Origin of the sequence: Streptomyces sp. NPDC059255, assembly GCF_042752355.1 — a bacterium.
Taxonomy (GTDB): Bacteria; Actinomycetota; Actinomycetes; order Streptomycetales; family Streptomycetaceae; genus Streptomyces.
This window is the reverse complement of record NZ_JBHYZP010000001.1, coordinates 463,998-477,414: the sequence shown is the minus strand read 5'-3', so window position 1 is coordinate 477,414 and position 13,417 is coordinate 463,998. Positions and strand designations below refer to the sequence as shown.

The 13,417-nt window shown below is 74.7% G+C and carries 13 protein-coding genes; 4 read left to right on the top strand and 9 right to left on the bottom strand.

What is annotated here, in order from left to right:
* The first annotated feature begins 16 nt into the window (after positions 1-16).
* Positions 17-682, top strand: a complete 666-nt coding sequence (locus ACFXKG_RS02035) for a zf-HC2 domain-containing protein (RefSeq protein ID WP_384830771.1) — start codon at positions 17-19, stop codon at positions 680-682.
* 50 nt (positions 683-732) lie between these two features.
* Here ACFXKG_RS02035 and ACFXKG_RS02030 read toward each other — a convergent pair whose 3' ends face one another.
* On the bottom strand, positions 733-1,659 hold the full coding sequence (locus ACFXKG_RS02030) for an Fpg/Nei family DNA glycosylase (RefSeq protein WP_384830769.1): 927 nt from the start codon (positions 1,657-1,659) through the stop codon (positions 733-735).
* 175 nt (positions 1,660-1,834) lie between these two features.
* Here ACFXKG_RS02030 and ACFXKG_RS02025 point away from each other — a divergent pair, with 175 nt between their 5' ends.
* A complete protein-coding gene (locus tag ACFXKG_RS02025; protein WP_384830766.1) occupies positions 1,835-2,557 on the top strand; it encodes an alpha/beta fold hydrolase in 723 nt (240 codons plus the stop codon).
* 5 nt (positions 2,558-2,562) lie between these two features.
* Here ACFXKG_RS02025 and ACFXKG_RS02020 read toward each other — a convergent pair whose 3' ends face one another.
* The 5 genes from ACFXKG_RS02020 to ACFXKG_RS02000 all read right to left on the bottom strand — a co-directional run bounded on the left by ACFXKG_RS02020 (position 2,563) and on the right by ACFXKG_RS02000 (position 8,545).
* A complete protein-coding gene (locus ACFXKG_RS02020; protein WP_384830763.1) occupies positions 2,563-3,414 on the bottom strand; it encodes an amidohydrolase family protein in 852 nt (283 codons plus the stop codon).
* Positions 3,415-3,419: 5 nt separating this feature from the next.
* On the bottom strand, positions 3,420-3,731 hold the full coding sequence (locus tag ACFXKG_RS02015) for an L-rhamnose mutarotase (protein WP_382893001.1): 312 nt from the start codon (positions 3,729-3,731) through the stop codon (positions 3,420-3,422).
* Complete coding sequence (locus ACFXKG_RS02010) at positions 3,728-4,720, bottom strand: aldo/keto reductase (RefSeq protein ID WP_384830759.1); 993 nt, start codon at positions 4,718-4,720, stop codon at positions 3,728-3,730. The genes ACFXKG_RS02015 and ACFXKG_RS02010 overlap by 4 nt, the downstream gene beginning before the upstream one ends.
* A 251-nt stretch (positions 4,721-4,971) precedes the next feature.
* Positions 4,972-7,125, bottom strand: a complete 2,154-nt coding sequence (locus ACFXKG_RS02005; RefSeq protein ID WP_384830756.1) for a SpoIIE family protein phosphatase — start codon at positions 7,123-7,125, stop codon at positions 4,972-4,974.
* Between the two features lie 154 nt (positions 7,126-7,279).
* The gene (locus tag ACFXKG_RS02000; RefSeq protein WP_384830753.1) at positions 7,280-8,545 is read right to left on the bottom strand and encodes a DUF6777 domain-containing protein; all 1,266 of its coding nucleotides are present in this window, start codon (positions 8,543-8,545) and stop codon (positions 7,280-7,282) included.
* A gap of 167 nt (positions 8,546-8,712) precedes the next feature.
* On the opposite strand from ACFXKG_RS02000, the gene ACFXKG_RS01995 reads away from it, so the two are divergent.
* Entirely contained in the window at positions 8,713-9,609 is an 897-nt protein-coding gene (locus tag ACFXKG_RS01995) for a YndJ family protein (protein ID WP_384830751.1), read from the top strand.
* The gene (locus ACFXKG_RS01990; RefSeq protein WP_384830748.1) at positions 9,606-10,121 is read left to right on the top strand and encodes a DUF1990 family protein; all 516 of its coding nucleotides are present in this window, start codon (positions 9,606-9,608) and stop codon (positions 10,119-10,121) included. Before ACFXKG_RS01995 ends, ACFXKG_RS01990 begins: the two co-directional genes overlap by 4 nt.
* A 77-nt stretch (positions 10,122-10,198) precedes the next feature.
* Here the strand turns inward: ACFXKG_RS01990 and ACFXKG_RS01985 are convergent, their stop codons facing one another.
* The 3 genes from ACFXKG_RS01985 to ACFXKG_RS01975 form a co-directional block, all read right to left on the bottom strand.
* Positions 10,199-10,372, bottom strand: coding sequence for a hypothetical protein (locus ACFXKG_RS01985; protein WP_382892990.1), 174 nt, complete (start codon positions 10,370-10,372; stop codon positions 10,199-10,201).
* A 364-nt stretch (positions 10,373-10,736) separates the two neighbouring features.
* Entirely contained in the window at positions 10,737-12,137 is a 1,401-nt protein-coding gene (locus ACFXKG_RS01980; protein ID WP_384831742.1) for an SDR family NAD(P)-dependent oxidoreductase, read from the bottom strand.
* Positions 12,138-12,466: 329 nt separating this feature from the next.
* A complete protein-coding gene (locus ACFXKG_RS01975) occupies positions 12,467-13,207 on the bottom strand; it encodes a GNAT family N-acetyltransferase (protein ID WP_384830745.1) in 741 nt (246 codons plus the stop codon).
* Positions 13,208-13,417 lie beyond the last annotated feature (210 nt).

The following is a 13,417-nucleotide window of genomic DNA, read 5'->3' as shown; positions in this document are numbered from 1 at the left end:
CTGCGTAACAGACAGCATGCGGACCTTGGACCTCCATCGCGATGTCGGCGCCTATGCATTGGGCGTGCTCGACGCCGCGGACGCCTTTCGCTTCGAGGATCACCTCATGGAGTGCCCGCAGTGCACCCTGTCGCTGGGTGACTTCGGCGGGGTGAAGACACAGCTCGACCTCTACGCCCGGCAGACCCCGGCCGGGATGGCGCCGGTCGTCGTCGCGGGACCGGAGATGCTGGCGCGGCTGCTCGGGCGTACGGCGGAGGGCCGGCGCCGCAGCCGCAGGCGGCGGCTCGCGCTGGTGGCCGTGGCGGCGGCGCTGGTGATGGGGGGTCCGCTCACCGTCCTCGGGGCGACCCGGTCGACGAACGCGGGGCCCGCGGCGACGACGCAGTGGACGGCGTCGGACCACACGACGGGGATGGCAGCGGTGGTGACGACGGCGGCCACCGACTGGGGTACGAACATCGGTCTCGAACTGGTGCGGCCCGCCGCCTCCGGGGTCTGCGCGCTCGTCGCCGTGGGCCTGGACGGTTCCAGCGAGACGGTGACGAGCTGGGGGTCCCGCGCGGAGGACGGCGGGCGGCTGATCACCCGCGGCGGCGCGTCGATGCGTCCCGACGAGATCCACCACTTCGAGATCCGGTCCGGGGACGGCCGCGTCCTGGCGCGGATCGGCGGCGGCTGATGCGGATGGGCGGAGGCTGACGGGGATCGGCGGCGGCTGACGGCGCCGGGCTATTTGAGCAGCCGGGACATCCTCCGGTCGGCGAGCGGCCGGCCGCCCGTCTGGCAGGTGGGGCAGTACTGGAGCGAGGAGTCGCTGAAGGAGACCTCCCTGATGGTGTCCCCGCAGACGGGGCACGCCTCGCCGGTACGGCCGTGCACCCGCAGGCCGGTCTTCTTCTCCGCCTTGAGCCCGCCGGCGGCGACCCCGCGCGAGCGCTCGACGGCGTCGCCGAGGGTGGCGCGCAGCGCCTCGTACAGCCCGGTGATCTCGTCCTCGGAGAGGTTCTTCACCGGTTTGAACGGGGACATCCGCGCGGCGTGCAGGATCTCGTCGCTGTAGGCGTTGCCGATGCCGGCGATGAGCCGCTGGTCGCGCAGGGCGCCCTTGATCTGGCGGCGTTCCCCGGCGAGCAGCCGGGCGAACGCGGCACGGTCGAAGGCGGCGTCGAGCGGGTCGGGGCCGAGCCGGGCGATGCCGGGGACGTCGGCGGGGTCCCGGACGAGGTGGACGGCGAGCCGCTTCGCGGTGCCCGCCTCGGTCAGGTCGAAGCCGTCCCCCTCGGCGAGCACGGTGCGCCAGGCGAGCGGCCCCTTGCCGGGGCGGGGCGGGGCGCCGGAGAACGAGTCCTTCCAGCGCAGCCAGCCCGCGCGGGCCAGGTGGACGGCGAGATGCAGCTCGCCGGCGTCACGCGCCCCACTCGTGCCGCCCGCGCCTGCGCCCGTGTCCACGCCCGCGCCCGCGCCTCCGGTGACGATGTCGAGATACTTTCCGTGGCGGGCGACGGCGGTGACCGTGGTGCCTTCGAGCGCCGAGAGCGGCGGATCATAGGTCTTGAGGACGTTGACCGTCAGCGGCAGGACACGGACGATCTCCTTGCCGACCAGGCGGCTGTCGAGAAACGCACGCAGCGCTTCGACCTCGGGCAGTTCCGGCATGTTTCCAGCGTGCCGCAGGGCCGCGGGGAACGCCCGACGGGCCGCTCCCCGTTGTACGGGTGATCCGCGGCACACCGGTGGGCCGCGAGGCGTCCGGGGCCGTCCCGGCTCCGAATCACCGGGGAAGGGGCCGTCCGCGGCGGAGGGTCCCCGCCCGCAGGAAGGAAGGCCCCACGTGCCCGTACGAGACCGGCGAGCCGCCGTCCGGCCCGCCCTCGTCCTCGACCGGACCGCCGCGCGCCCCCGCGCCGTCGTCCTGGTGCTGCACGGCGGACGCTCGGAGAGCGAGCGCCCGCCCGCCCGGCTCAATCTGCCGGGGGCACGGATGCGGCCGTTCACCCGCGCGGTGCTCCGCGCCACCGAGGGGCACGACGTGGTGGTGGGCCGGGTCCGCTACCGCCACCGGGGGTGGAACGGAACGCGCGCCGACGCGGCCCGGGACGCCCGGCGGGCGCTGGACGAGCTGGAGCAGCTGGTCGGGCCGGTGCCCGTGGTGCTCGTGGGGCACTCGATGGGCGGGCGCGCCGCGCTGGCCGCCGCCGGGCACGAGCAGGTCGTCGGCGTGGTGGGGCTCGCCCCGTGGTGCCCGCCGGGCGAGCCGGTGGGGCATCTGACGGGCCGCCGGATCGTGCTGCTGCACGGCGACCGCGACCGGACGACGGACCCCCGGGAGAGCGTGGCGCTGGCCGCCCGCGCCAGGGACGCGGGCGCCGAGGCGTGTGCCGTGCTCCTCTCCGGCGGCGATCACCCGATGCTGCGGCGGGCGGGCACGTGGCACGCGCTGGGCACCGGTTCGGTCAGCGGGCTGCTCGGCCTCGGCCGGTTCCCCGCCGAGGTGGCGGATGCCTTCCTGCGGGCGGCCGCCGGGGAGGAGACGGACCCGGTCCAGCGCGTGTAGGCCGCTCAGAGGCGGTAGACCCGCCGCGCGGTGCCCCCGAAGACGGCGTCGCGCTCGCCCGCGCCGAGCCCGTCGGTGACCGTGCGCGCCGCGTCGAGGACCTCTTCGTACGACGCGGCCAGCCGGCTGACCGGCCAGTCGGAGCCGAACATCAGCCGCTCGGGCCCGAAGGCGTCGAGCGCGATGCCGGCGTACGGACGCAGGTCCTCGGGCGTCCAGGAGTCCCACTCCGCCTCCGTGACCATCCCGGAGAGCTTGCAGACGGTGTTGGGCAGGGCGGCCAGCGCCCGGAAGTGCTCCTCCCAGGGGGCGGTGCGGCCCTCGGCGACGGGCGGCTTCCCGAGATGGTCCAGGACGAAGGTGAGGCCCGGGAGGAGCCGGGCGGCCTCCGTCGCGGCGGGCAGCTGGTGCGGGCGCACCAGCAGGTCGTACGCGAGCCCCGCGGCCTCGACGGCCGCCAGTCCGCGCAGCACCTCGGGGCGGAGCAGCCACGCCGGGTCGGCCTCGCCCTCCACCGGGTGGCGGACGGCGGCGAGTTTCCCGCCGCCGGGTCCGGCCCGCAGCGCGGCGAGGGCGTCGGCGGCGCCGGGCGCGGTGAGGTCGGTCCAGCCGACGACGCCCGCGACGAGTTGGCTGCCCTCGGCGAGGGCCAGGAACTCGGGGGTCTCTGCGGCGACGGCGACGGTCTGGACGAGGACGGTGGCGCCCACCCCGGCGGCGGCCGCCTCGGCTGCCAGCTCGTCCAGGGTGAAGTTCCGGCGGATGGGGTCCATCCGGCTGCCGGTCATCCACTCCTGGGGGCGTACGGACAGGTCCCAGACGTGGTGGTGGGCGTCGACGACGGTGGCGGGCGGCATCGGGGTCACAGCTCCCAGACCACGGGCAGTCCGGCGTCGGCGCCGCCCTCGGAGTAGTCGTGCACGACGTCGAGCAGTTCGGCCATCCGGGCCTGCCAGGCGATGTTGACCGGGAGCCGGTCCAGGGCGGCGAGCAGGGCCGCGTAGTCCGCGCACTCCAGCAGGTGGAAGAGGTCGGTGCCGCTGCGCCAGATCGTCCAGGAGGTGGCGCCCGCGGCGCGGATGGCGGCGGTGAGTTCGGCGGGCACCTCGCGGTGGGCCTCCTCGTACGCCTCGATCCGGTCGGCGCGGACCTTGGTGTGCAGGGCGACTCTCATGCGGGGGCTCCGTTCTCGGTCAGCAGTCCCTCGGCGCGCAGTTCGGCCCAGAGGTCGTCGGGGAGGGTCAGGCCGGCGAGTCCGGCCGCGTCCCGTACCTCCGCGGCCGACCGGGTGCCGACGAGGACACTGGCGACGGCGGGATGGCGCAGGGGGTAGTGGAGGGCGGCGGCGCGCAGCGGGACGCCGTACCGCCGGGTGACGGTGTCCATGCGCAGCGCCCGTTCGACCAGGGCCGGCGGGGCGGCGGCGTAGTCGTAGGTCGCGCCGGGCCGCGGGTCTGCGAGCAGCCCGGAGTTGAAGACCCCGCCGACCACGACGCTCCGGCCGCGTGCCGCGGCCTCGGGGAGCAGTTCGGTGAGCGCCGACTGGTCGAGCAGGGTGAAGCGGCCCGCACAGAGCACCACATCGGTGTCGGTGTCGCGCAGGAAACGGGTGAGCATCGCGGTCTGGTTCATGCCGGCGCCGATGGCGCCGACGGTGCCCTCGGCGCGCAGCCGCTCCAGCGCGGGGTAGGCCTGGGTGAAGGCTTCCTCGGCGTGGTCGTCGGGGTCGTGGAGGTAGACGATGTCGATCCGGTCCAGCCCGAGCCGGGTCAGGCTGTCCTCGATCGAGCGGCGTACGCCGTCGGCGCTGAAGTCCCACACCCTGCGGTGCGTGGCCGGTACGGCGAAGCCGTGGTCGAGGTCGTCGGGCTCGGTGGCGGCGTCGCCGGGGACGGGTTCGAGGATCCGGCCGACCTTGGTGGAGAGCGTGTACGCGCTCCGCGGCCGCTCGCGCAGCGCCTCGCCGAGCCGCCGTTCGGAGAGGCCGAGGCCGTAGTGGGGAGCGGTGTCGAAGTACCGGATGCCCGCGTCCCAGGCGGCGTCGACGGCTTCCCGCGCCTGCCCGGCGCCGACCGGGGTGTAGAGATTGCCGATCCCGGCGGCCCCGAAGGACAGTCCGGTCACCCGGACCGTACCGCTGGTCCCGAGCGTGGTGTGCCGCATACCGCTGCCGCCTCCCGTGTGCCGACCGACGTGCGTGTGGCGGCGTCCGTGTGCCGGCATCCGTCCGTCGACGTCGGTCCGTCGTCGATCACCCCCGAATATTCATCGGATGACTGAGGACGTCAACACCTCTGAGACAGCCTAGGGAGATTTTTCCGGCCCGACCTATCCGATCTATCCGGCGGGGCAGATCCATCCGGCAAGGCAAGTCCATCCGGCGCGACAGGTCCATCCGGCATGACAGGCCCAGCTCAGCGCGCGGGCCGGTCCGGGACGACGAATTCGCACCATACGCACTTGCCGCTGCCGCGTGACTCCACACCCCAGTCGTCCGTCAGTTCGTCCACGAGCAGCAGCCCGCGCCCCGAGACCCCGGACTCCCCGGGGTCGCGGCGGTGCGGCAGCGCGCTGGACCCGTCCTCGACCTCCACCCGCAGCCGACGGCCCGCCCCCGCCCCGGGCCGCCCGGGCACCGGCCGGCCGCTGTCCGGCGGCTCCGCCCCCGGCCGCCCCGGTCCCCGCCCCTCCGCGCGCGGCACCACCCGGACGACCACGGCGGCGCCGCCGCCGGTGTGCAGCAGGGCGTTGGTGATCAGCTCGTCGGCGGCCAGTTCGATCGCGTCGGAGCGCTCCCCCGCCCCCCACGCGGTGACCGCGGCCCGGATCATGTGGCGCGCGGTGGCCAGCCCCTCGGCGTCGCCCTGCGCGACCTGCTGGTAGAGCCTGCCGCCGGAGCGCGGGGCGCGGGTGCCGCCGCGGCGCAGCAGCAGGACCGCCACGTCGTCCTCGCCGCCGCGCGCGTCCACGACCTCGCAGAGCCGGTCGGCGAGGTGCTGGAGATCGCGCGGCCCGTCCCGTACCAGCGTGGCCAGCGCCCGCATCCCGTCGTCGAGATCGGTGCCCGGCTGCTCCACGAGGCCGTCGGTGTAGAGCAGCAGGGTCTGTCCTGGGTCCAGTTCGACGGTCTCGACCGGGTAGTCGAGCCCGCCGAAGGCGGCGGAGAGCCCGAGCGGCATCCCACCGGGCAGCGGCAGTCTGCGGCAGGTTCCGTCGGTGTCCCTGAGCAGCGGATCGACATGGCCGGCCCGGACCAGCTGGATGACCCCGGTGGTCAGGTCGGCCTCGGCGTAGGTGCAGGTCGCGAAGCGTTCGGTGTCCAGTTCGTAGAGGAAGATCGAGGCACGGGCCATCACCGTGGCCGGCTCGTGCCCCTCGGCCGCGTACGCCCGCAGCACGATCCTGAGCTGCCCCATCACGGCGGCGGCGTGGGTGTCATGGCCCTGGACGTCCCCGATGACGGTCCCGACCCGGCCGCCGGGCAGCGGGATCACGTCGTACCAGTCGCCGCCGATGTCCCGGCCGAGCCGCGCGGAGCGGTAGCGCACGGCGATCTCCGCCCCCGGCACGGCGGGGATCCGGCGCGGCAGCATCGCCTGCTGGAGCCCCTCCGCGAGGTCGTGCTCCTGCTCGAAGAGCACCGCGCGCTGAAGGCTCTGGGCGATGCTGCTGCCGAGCGCGACGAGGAGGTTGCGGTCCTCGGCGCTGAAGCCGCTTTTGTCGCGGTAGAGCAGCCCGAGCGCCCCGATGGGCCGCGCCTGGGCGATCAGCGGCAGATAGGCGGCCGCGTTGATCCCGAGGCCGTTGATGTACGGCCAGAGCATGGGATAGCTGTCCGCGAACTCCTGGGCCGATTCGATGAAGCGGGGCACCAGGGTGCGCACCACCTCGCTCATCGGGTACGCCTCGTCGGTACGGGTGACCCGGGTGCCCGGTACGTACGAGCCCTCGGGGCCCTCGGCGACGAGATGGATACGGCCCGCGTCCACCAGCCCCATGACCAGGCTGCCGGCGCCGAGGTGCGCGAGACCGTGGGACTGCTTGAGGACGTCGATGACGTCCTGCACGGTCCTGGCGTGGGCGAGCGCGGCGGTGGTGCCCTCGACCACGTCGGCGCCCACCCGGCGCAGGACGCCCAGTTCGTGGCGCGCGGCCGAGTCGGCCAGCTCCTGCGCCGCGTCGCGGACGAGACCGATCACCCGGCGGGGCCGGCCTGCGGCGTCGCGGCGGATGACGCCCTGGGTGTGGGTCCAGCGCAGGCTTCCGTCCCGGCGACGGACCCGGAAGTATGCACCGAACGCCTCGCTGCCGTCCCGCAGCGCCCTGCTCACCAGTTCGTCCAGCCGGATGGACTCGGCGTGTGGAACCCGGGGCTCCAGCCGCTCGGGGCGGCCGTCGTACTCACCGGCGCAGAGGTCGAAGACGTCGAGGGCCGGGGCGTCGAGGTGGAGCCGCCCGGCGTCGAGGTCCCAGTCGAAGGTGCCCATCCGGTTGAGGGACAGGCTGGTGTCGGCGTGGGCGGGCCAGTCGTCGGGGAGCGACAGGGGACCCGCTGCCCGTTCAACCATGTGGACACCCTGTCATCATTTGTCGGATTCTTCGAGTGATCCCGGGAACCCGGGACGGTACGGCGGACCCCGTCGGCCCGATCGACCGGATCGGCCCGGTCAGCCCTGGAAGGCCTCAATGCCGGCCTGCCCGATCGGCTCCGCCGGGGCCCGGTCAGCCCTGGAAGGTGCCGGTGCCGGCCGGCCCGTCGGGCAGGACCGGGCCGTCGGACGGGGCCGGGCCGTCGGACGGGGCCGGCTCGTCCGGCAGGACCGGTCCGTCCGGCTCCGGCGGGAACAGGTCGTCCACGGGCGGGGCGAGGTCGTCGCCGGGCAGCCCGCCCGGCCCGCCGCCGGGGGCGTCCTCCGGCAGGGGCATCACCTCGTCGGCGGGGAGCGGCGACTGCTCCGGTACGGCCGGCCGCCCCTCGCGAGCCGGGGCGCCCGACGGCGCGACGGGGCCCGGGGGCGCGGACCGCGCGCCCCCAGGGGCGGCGTCCGGAACGACCACCCCCGGGGCCTTCACCGCCTCCGGATCGGTGATGTCCGCGTCCGGGGCGTACGGCGGCGGCGTCCCGGGGGCCTTGTCCTCGCCGCCGTCGGTGCCGATCCGCCGCTCGGCCCAGGCGTGGTCGAGCAGGTCCACGATGACCAGGGCGTCGAGCGGACGCGGGGCGCGGGTGATGACGACGACCCGGTCGGCGGTGTAGCCCCGCCAGGGCTCTCCCCGGTAGCTCACGGAGCCCTGGGCGGCGACCGGCGCGCCCAGTGGGCTGCCCCCGGCGCAGCGCACCCTGGGCATGCCGTACTCGTCGACCATGACGGCGGTGCCCGCCTGGAGCACGGACTGGAAGTCGGTGGCCGCTCCGTCGCGGTAGCCGTGGGCCGTGACCCGGACGTCGGCCCGCACCACGACGGGGGTCAGCCCGCGCAGGAAGTCGGGGACGGAGCGCCGGCCGAGCGCGGCGCCCTGGGCGAAGGCGCGGGCCTTCGCCGGGTCCCCGGCGAGCAGGGCGACCTGCCGCTCCACGTCGCAACTGGCCGACGGGGAACCGCCGTAGAGGCCGGGGGTGGAGCCGGGCAGGGCGCGCGGCGTCCGGGCGCCGGTGGCCGCCCCCCGCGCGTCCCCGTCACGGGGGCCCCGCGGGGCCCCCGGGCTCCCGGCGCTCCCGGGCTTGCGCTCCGCCGGCGCCACCGGAACGGGCGCGGCCGCGGTCGAAGAGGTGAAGGGGTCGGGTCCCGGGGCCGCGACGGGCTGGAAGTGCAGATCCTCGGCGCTCGGCGCGCTCTCACCGGCGCCACGGACAGCGCCGGCGCCTTGATCACCGCCGCCTTGGCCACTGCCGCCTTGGCCACCGCCCCAGCCGCAGCCCGCAGTGATCAGAACGCCCACGGACAGCACCGCGAGCGCGGCACCCCGTCGGCCGATGGGTGAGCGCACCAGAATCTCCCGCCTCTTCCTCCGCGAATATCCCCCTATGTCTTGCCCGAACTTCGTGCACCCCGCAAGCCGGACGGGCTCGACGCACCCGAGACTTGAACGCGTTCAATAAAGGACCTACGCTCATCGCGGGAATTTGAACACGTTCAAGTCCGGGGGTGGCGGGGATGTCCGTGCTGGTCAGCCTGATCGTGACGGTGGGCATGACGGCGATCGTGCCGCTGGGGCTGCGGCTGCTGGAGACGCCCGAGCGGCCCGGCACCACCGCTCTGCGCGCGCTACGCCGCCTGTGGCCCCTACCGGGCCTGCTGGGCGCCGTCTCCCTCTGGCTGCCGCGCGGCGCCCCGGCCGCCGCGCTCGCCGCCTGCTACGCCCTCGCCACCTTCAGCCTGGCGCTGATCGCCCTGGGGTATGTCGTGCGGATCAGGCCGGGCCCAGCCCGATCCGCACGACAGCCCTTGGTCCGCGTCGTACGGAACCGGCCGCTCGTGCCCGTACCCTCCGAGGTCGCGGCGCTCACCGCGCTGGTGACCCCGTCGATCGCGGGGGTCGCCCTGGTCGCCGAGCGGTGGGGACACCATCTCTTCGGCTTCGGGCCGGCGATCCTGCGGCTGACGGTCGCGCACTTCCACTTCGCCGGGTTCGCCGCGGCGCTGACGGCCGGTCTGGTCTGCCGCGCGGTGCCCGGGCCCGCGGGCCGGTTCGCGGCACTGAGCGTGCCCCTCGGCACCCTGACCGTCCTGACCGGCTACTTCACCGGCGAGGCGACCGAGCTGGCCGGGGCGGTGATCCTGACCGCGGGCATGTGGACGGTCGCGGTGCTGACCTGGCGTGACATCAGGCCCGGCGCACGGGACCGGTTCACGCGCGCCCTGCTCGCCGTCTCGTCCGGCGTGCTGGCGGCGACCATGGTCCTCGCCCTGAGCTGGGCGCTCGGCGAGGCCACCGGGCTCCCGCACCCCACCCTCACCTGGATGGCGGCCACGCACGGCCTCGGCAACGCCCTCGGTTTCGCACTCTGCTCGATCCTGTCCTGGCGACGACTCAAGGAGACCGGCGTATGAACGGTGGCACCTTCACCTACCGCGAGGTGGGCGCGACCCGGCATGGACCGCTGCCGGACGGCTACCACCACCTCCACCACCGGACCAGGATCGGCCGGGGCCGCCCGGCGTTCGAGGCGGCGGGCGCGGCCGTCACCACCTGGGCCCTGCACCGGCGGACGGGCGCCCGCGTCACGGCCACCACGGCCCGGGCGGAGCGGGGCACCGGCGTCCGCGTCTCGCTGGGCGTGGGACCGCTGCGGATCGGCGTCCCGTGCGAGGTGGTGTGGAGCCTGTACGAGAAGGACCGCGCCGGCTTCGCGTACGGCACCCTGACCGGGCATCCGGAGTGCGGCGAGGAGTCCTTCGTGGTCGAGCTGGGCGAGGACGGCTCCGTCTGGTTCACCGTCATGGCCTTCAGCCGTGCGGCCCGTTGGTACACCCGGCTCGCGGGCCCCCTGGTGCCGGCGCTCCAGCGCGCGTACGCCCGGCGGCTGGGCCGGAGCCTGGCCCGGATCGCGGCCGGCGGGTAGCCGTCGCCGCGCGGGCCGTCCGGCGCGCCGTCCCGTACCCCGGATCACGCGGGGTACGGGACCGTTCCGCGGACCGGTCAGTCGACCCCGGGCAGGATGTGCGGCTCGGCGAGGTCGTCCTCGTAGCCCGCGAGCCGGATCGGGGCCGATCTGGCCCACACCTCCAGGTTGCCGATCTTCTCGGGCCTGCGGCTCCGCTCGGCGGACTCCGCCGGACGTTGTGGTTCGTGCTGCTTCAGATCTGGTGTCACCGCGCACTCCTCTGTGTCGGGTAACTCTGGGACAGGGCTGCTCCGTCGCGGTGGCGTCGTGTTGTCGGACGGGACCGCGGCCGTGGTAGGGGGCCTGTCCCAGCACGGCCATGGGGATGGTGTGTCCCCTGCTCGGCCGTCCGTGCGCACCAGGGTAACCAGATGAGCGCCGGCCCGCTCTATAGGGATGGCTTTCGGGTGAAGTTCCGGCCAACCGGCCCCGTTCCGGTCGGCCGGACCCCCGGTGGCGGGATAGCGGAACCCCGGCGGTGGAGTGCCGGCGGCCGGTGACGGGGTGTCGGGCGCCCCGCGGCTCACCGCAGGGCGCCCCGGGCCCGCCGCAGGGCGCCCCGGGCCCGGGGTGTCACCAGTTGGCGGGCGCGTAGTCCTTGAGGAAGCAGCCGTACAGATCCTCGCCGCTCTCGCCCCGTACGATCGGGTCGTACACCCGGGCGGCGCCGTCGATCAGGTCGAGCGGGGCGTGGAAGCCCTCGTCGGCGAGGCGCATCTTGTCCGGATGCGGGCGCTCGTCGGTGATCCAGCCGGTGTCGACGGCCGTCATCAGGATCTGGTCGGACTCGAACATCTCCTGCGCGCTGGTGCGGGTGAGCATGTTCAGCGCGGCCTTGGCCATGTTCGTGTGCGGGTGTCCCGCGCCCTTGTAGCCACGGCTGAACACCCCTTCCATCGCGGAGACGTTGACGACGTACGCACGGGCCGCGGCGGCCCGCGCCATCGCCGGCCGCAGCCTGCTGATGAGGATGAACGGCGCGGTGGAGTTGCACAGCTGCACTTCGAGCAGCTCGACCGCGTCGACCTCGGAGACCGTCTGCACCCAGCTGTTCGTGTCGTGCAGGTCGGGTACGAGCCCGCCCGCGTCGATCGCCGTACCGGCCTCGATCCTGGCGAGCGTGGCCGAGCCGCCGACCAGCGCGAGCCCGGTGACGTCGGACGCGCTCAGGGCCTCGGCGCCGCCGGCGGAGAGCACGGCCTGGGAACCGCTGCCGAACGCGCCGATGACCTGCGAGGCGGGCAGCTCGCCCGCGGGCAGGGGCGCGGACTCGGCGGCGAGCAGTTCGCTGTACGCCTGCGGGGAGCGGCGTACCGTCTGCGCGGCGTTGTTGATCAGGATGTCCAGCGGGCCCTCGGCGGCGACGGAGTCGGCGAGGGCGACCACCTGCGCCGGGTCCCGCAGGTCGATACCGACGATCTTGAGCCGGTGGATCCAGTCGTCGCTGTCCGGCATGGCCTTGAAGCGGCGGACCGCGTCGGCGGGGAACCGGGTGGTGATGGTGGTGTGGGCGCCGTCGCGCAGCAGCCGCAGCGCGATGTACATGCCGATCTTGGCCCGGCCGCCGGTGAGCAGCGCGCGGCGGCCGGTCAGGTCCGTACGGGCGTCGCGGCGGGCCCGGTTCTCCGCCGCGCACGCCGGGCAGAGCTGGTGGTAGAACGCGTCGACCTCGGTGTAGCGGGCCTTGCAGATGTAGCAGGAGCGGGGGCGCTGGAGGATGCCCGCGATCTCGCCGGCGGCCGAGGAGGACGGCAGCAGGCCCTGGGTCTCGTCGTCGATGCGCTCGGCGGAGCCGGTGGCGGTGGCCTCGGTGACGGCCTTGTCGTGGGCGGTCTTGGCGGCCCTGCGCTCCTGGCGGCGGCGCTGCTTCACCGTCCGGTAGATCCCGGCGGTGGCGCGCCTGACCACGATGGCGTCGGGGTGGTCGACGTCCAGCCGGTCGAGTTCGTCCAGCACGCTCAGGCAGACGGCCATCCGCTCGGGGTCGATGCCGGGACCGGACTCGGGCCCGCCGGAACCTGACTCCACGATGCCGGGAGCGGACTCCGGACCGCCGGGAGCGGACTCCACGATGCCGGGAGCGGACTCCGGGCTGCCGTCCCGGGGCTCCGGGATGCCGGTCGCGGCCCGGCCTGCCGGGGTCGCCGGGCTCTCGCCGCGGGCCGGACTGTCCTCTGTCACCGTCATTGTCGCTGCCATTCGTCGAACACTGCTCACTGATCACTGGGTCCGCTGGCCGCCGAGATCGTCACCGCAGGTCAGGAGAGTACCGACGGCGCGGGTGCCAACAAAATCCCATCATTTTATCCGGTCCCGACCGCCACCCCGACCGGTGCGCGCACGCCGAGGAACCGCGTGGCCCTGCGCACCTCGAATCCGAGCGACTCGTAGAGCCGTACGGCGCCGGTGTTGTCGGCTGCGGCGTGCAGGAAGGGCGTCTCGCCACGGGCCCGAATCCCGTCGGCGACGGCCAGGACGAGCCGGGCCGCCAGTCCCCGGCCGCGGAATTCCGGGTCGGTGCAGACGGCGCTGATCTCGGTCCAGCCGGGCGGGTGCATCCGCTCCCCCGCCATCGCGACGAGCGCGCCGCCCCGGCGGATGCCCAGATAGGTGCCGAGCTCGACGGTACGGGCCAGGAAGGGCCCGGGCCTGGTGCGCTCGACCAGGTCGAGGATCTCCGGCACGTCGGCGGGGCCGAGGGGCACGATCGCGTCCCCGCCGGTGTCCCGCCCGCCGGGGAGTCCGGTGGCGACCATCTGGACGCCGTCGGCGTGGAAGGTGATCTCCCAGTCGACGGGCGGCGGCCCCGCGAACCCGGCGATCGCGAGGGAGCCGCCGGGCCCGGCGAACACGGCGGCGTCGGCCCAGTCGCTCTCGCCCGGGTCGTCGGGCAGCGCCAGCCACGGCGCCATGTCGGCCGGGTAGCGCAGCAGCCTGCCGTACCGCTCGGCGAGGTGCGCGTGCGGTCCGGTGAGCGCCGAGCGCGTGGGGTTGTCGAGCGGATGCGGCGGCGCGGTGGCACCTGGCGCGGGGGCGTCTGGCATGGACGCGGCTCCTCCATCTGAACCAGTGGGTCGGTCGCCCCCTGGGGCAACACCACCGTGTAATGCGGACAGGTGGCAGGCTATTCCGGCGCCCCGGCCCCCCGGCCACCCGGGGTTCGCCCCACGGCTCCGCACGCCCGGGCGTGCGGAGGCCGCGCGGACCGCACGTCGCACCGCCGGATGATCTCCGCGGGATCCGGCCGCCGCTCG

What these genes read in the sequence shown, in the direction of transcription:
- ACFXKG_RS02035 (WP_384830771.1), top strand. Translation starts at nt 17, where the DNA reads ATGCGGACCTTGGACCTCCATCGCGATGTCGGCGCCTATGCATTGGGC.
- ACFXKG_RS02030 (WP_384830769.1), bottom strand. Translation starts at nt 1,659, where the DNA reads ATGCCGGAACTGCCCGAGGTCGAAGCGCTGCGTGCGTTTCTCGACAGC.
- ACFXKG_RS02020 (WP_384830763.1), bottom strand. Translation starts at nt 3,414, where the DNA reads ATGCCGCCCGCCACCGTCGTCGACGCCCACCACCACGTCTGGGACCTG.
- ACFXKG_RS02015 (WP_382893001.1), bottom strand. Translation starts at nt 3,731, where the DNA reads ATGAGAGTCGCCCTGCACACCAAGGTCCGCGCCGACCGGATCGAGGCG.
- ACFXKG_RS02010 (WP_384830759.1), bottom strand. Translation starts at nt 4,720, where the DNA reads ATGCGGCACACCACGCTCGGGACCAGCGGTACGGTCCGGGTGACCGGA.
- ACFXKG_RS02005 (WP_384830756.1), bottom strand. Translation starts at nt 7,125, where the DNA reads ATGGTTGAACGGGCAGCGGGTCCCCTGTCGCTCCCCGACGACTGGCCC.
- ACFXKG_RS01995 (WP_384830751.1), top strand. Translation starts at nt 8,713, where the DNA reads ATGTCCGTGCTGGTCAGCCTGATCGTGACGGTGGGCATGACGGCGATC.
- ACFXKG_RS01990 (WP_384830748.1), top strand. Translation starts at nt 9,606, where the DNA reads ATGAACGGTGGCACCTTCACCTACCGCGAGGTGGGCGCGACCCGGCAT.
- ACFXKG_RS01980 (WP_384831742.1), bottom strand. Translation starts at nt 12,137, where the DNA reads ATGGCCGTCTGCCTGAGCGTGCTGGACGAACTCGACCGGCTGGACGTC.
- ACFXKG_RS01975 (WP_384830745.1), bottom strand. Translation starts at nt 13,207, where the DNA reads ATGCCAGACGCCCCCGCGCCAGGTGCCACCGCGCCGCCGCATCCGCTC.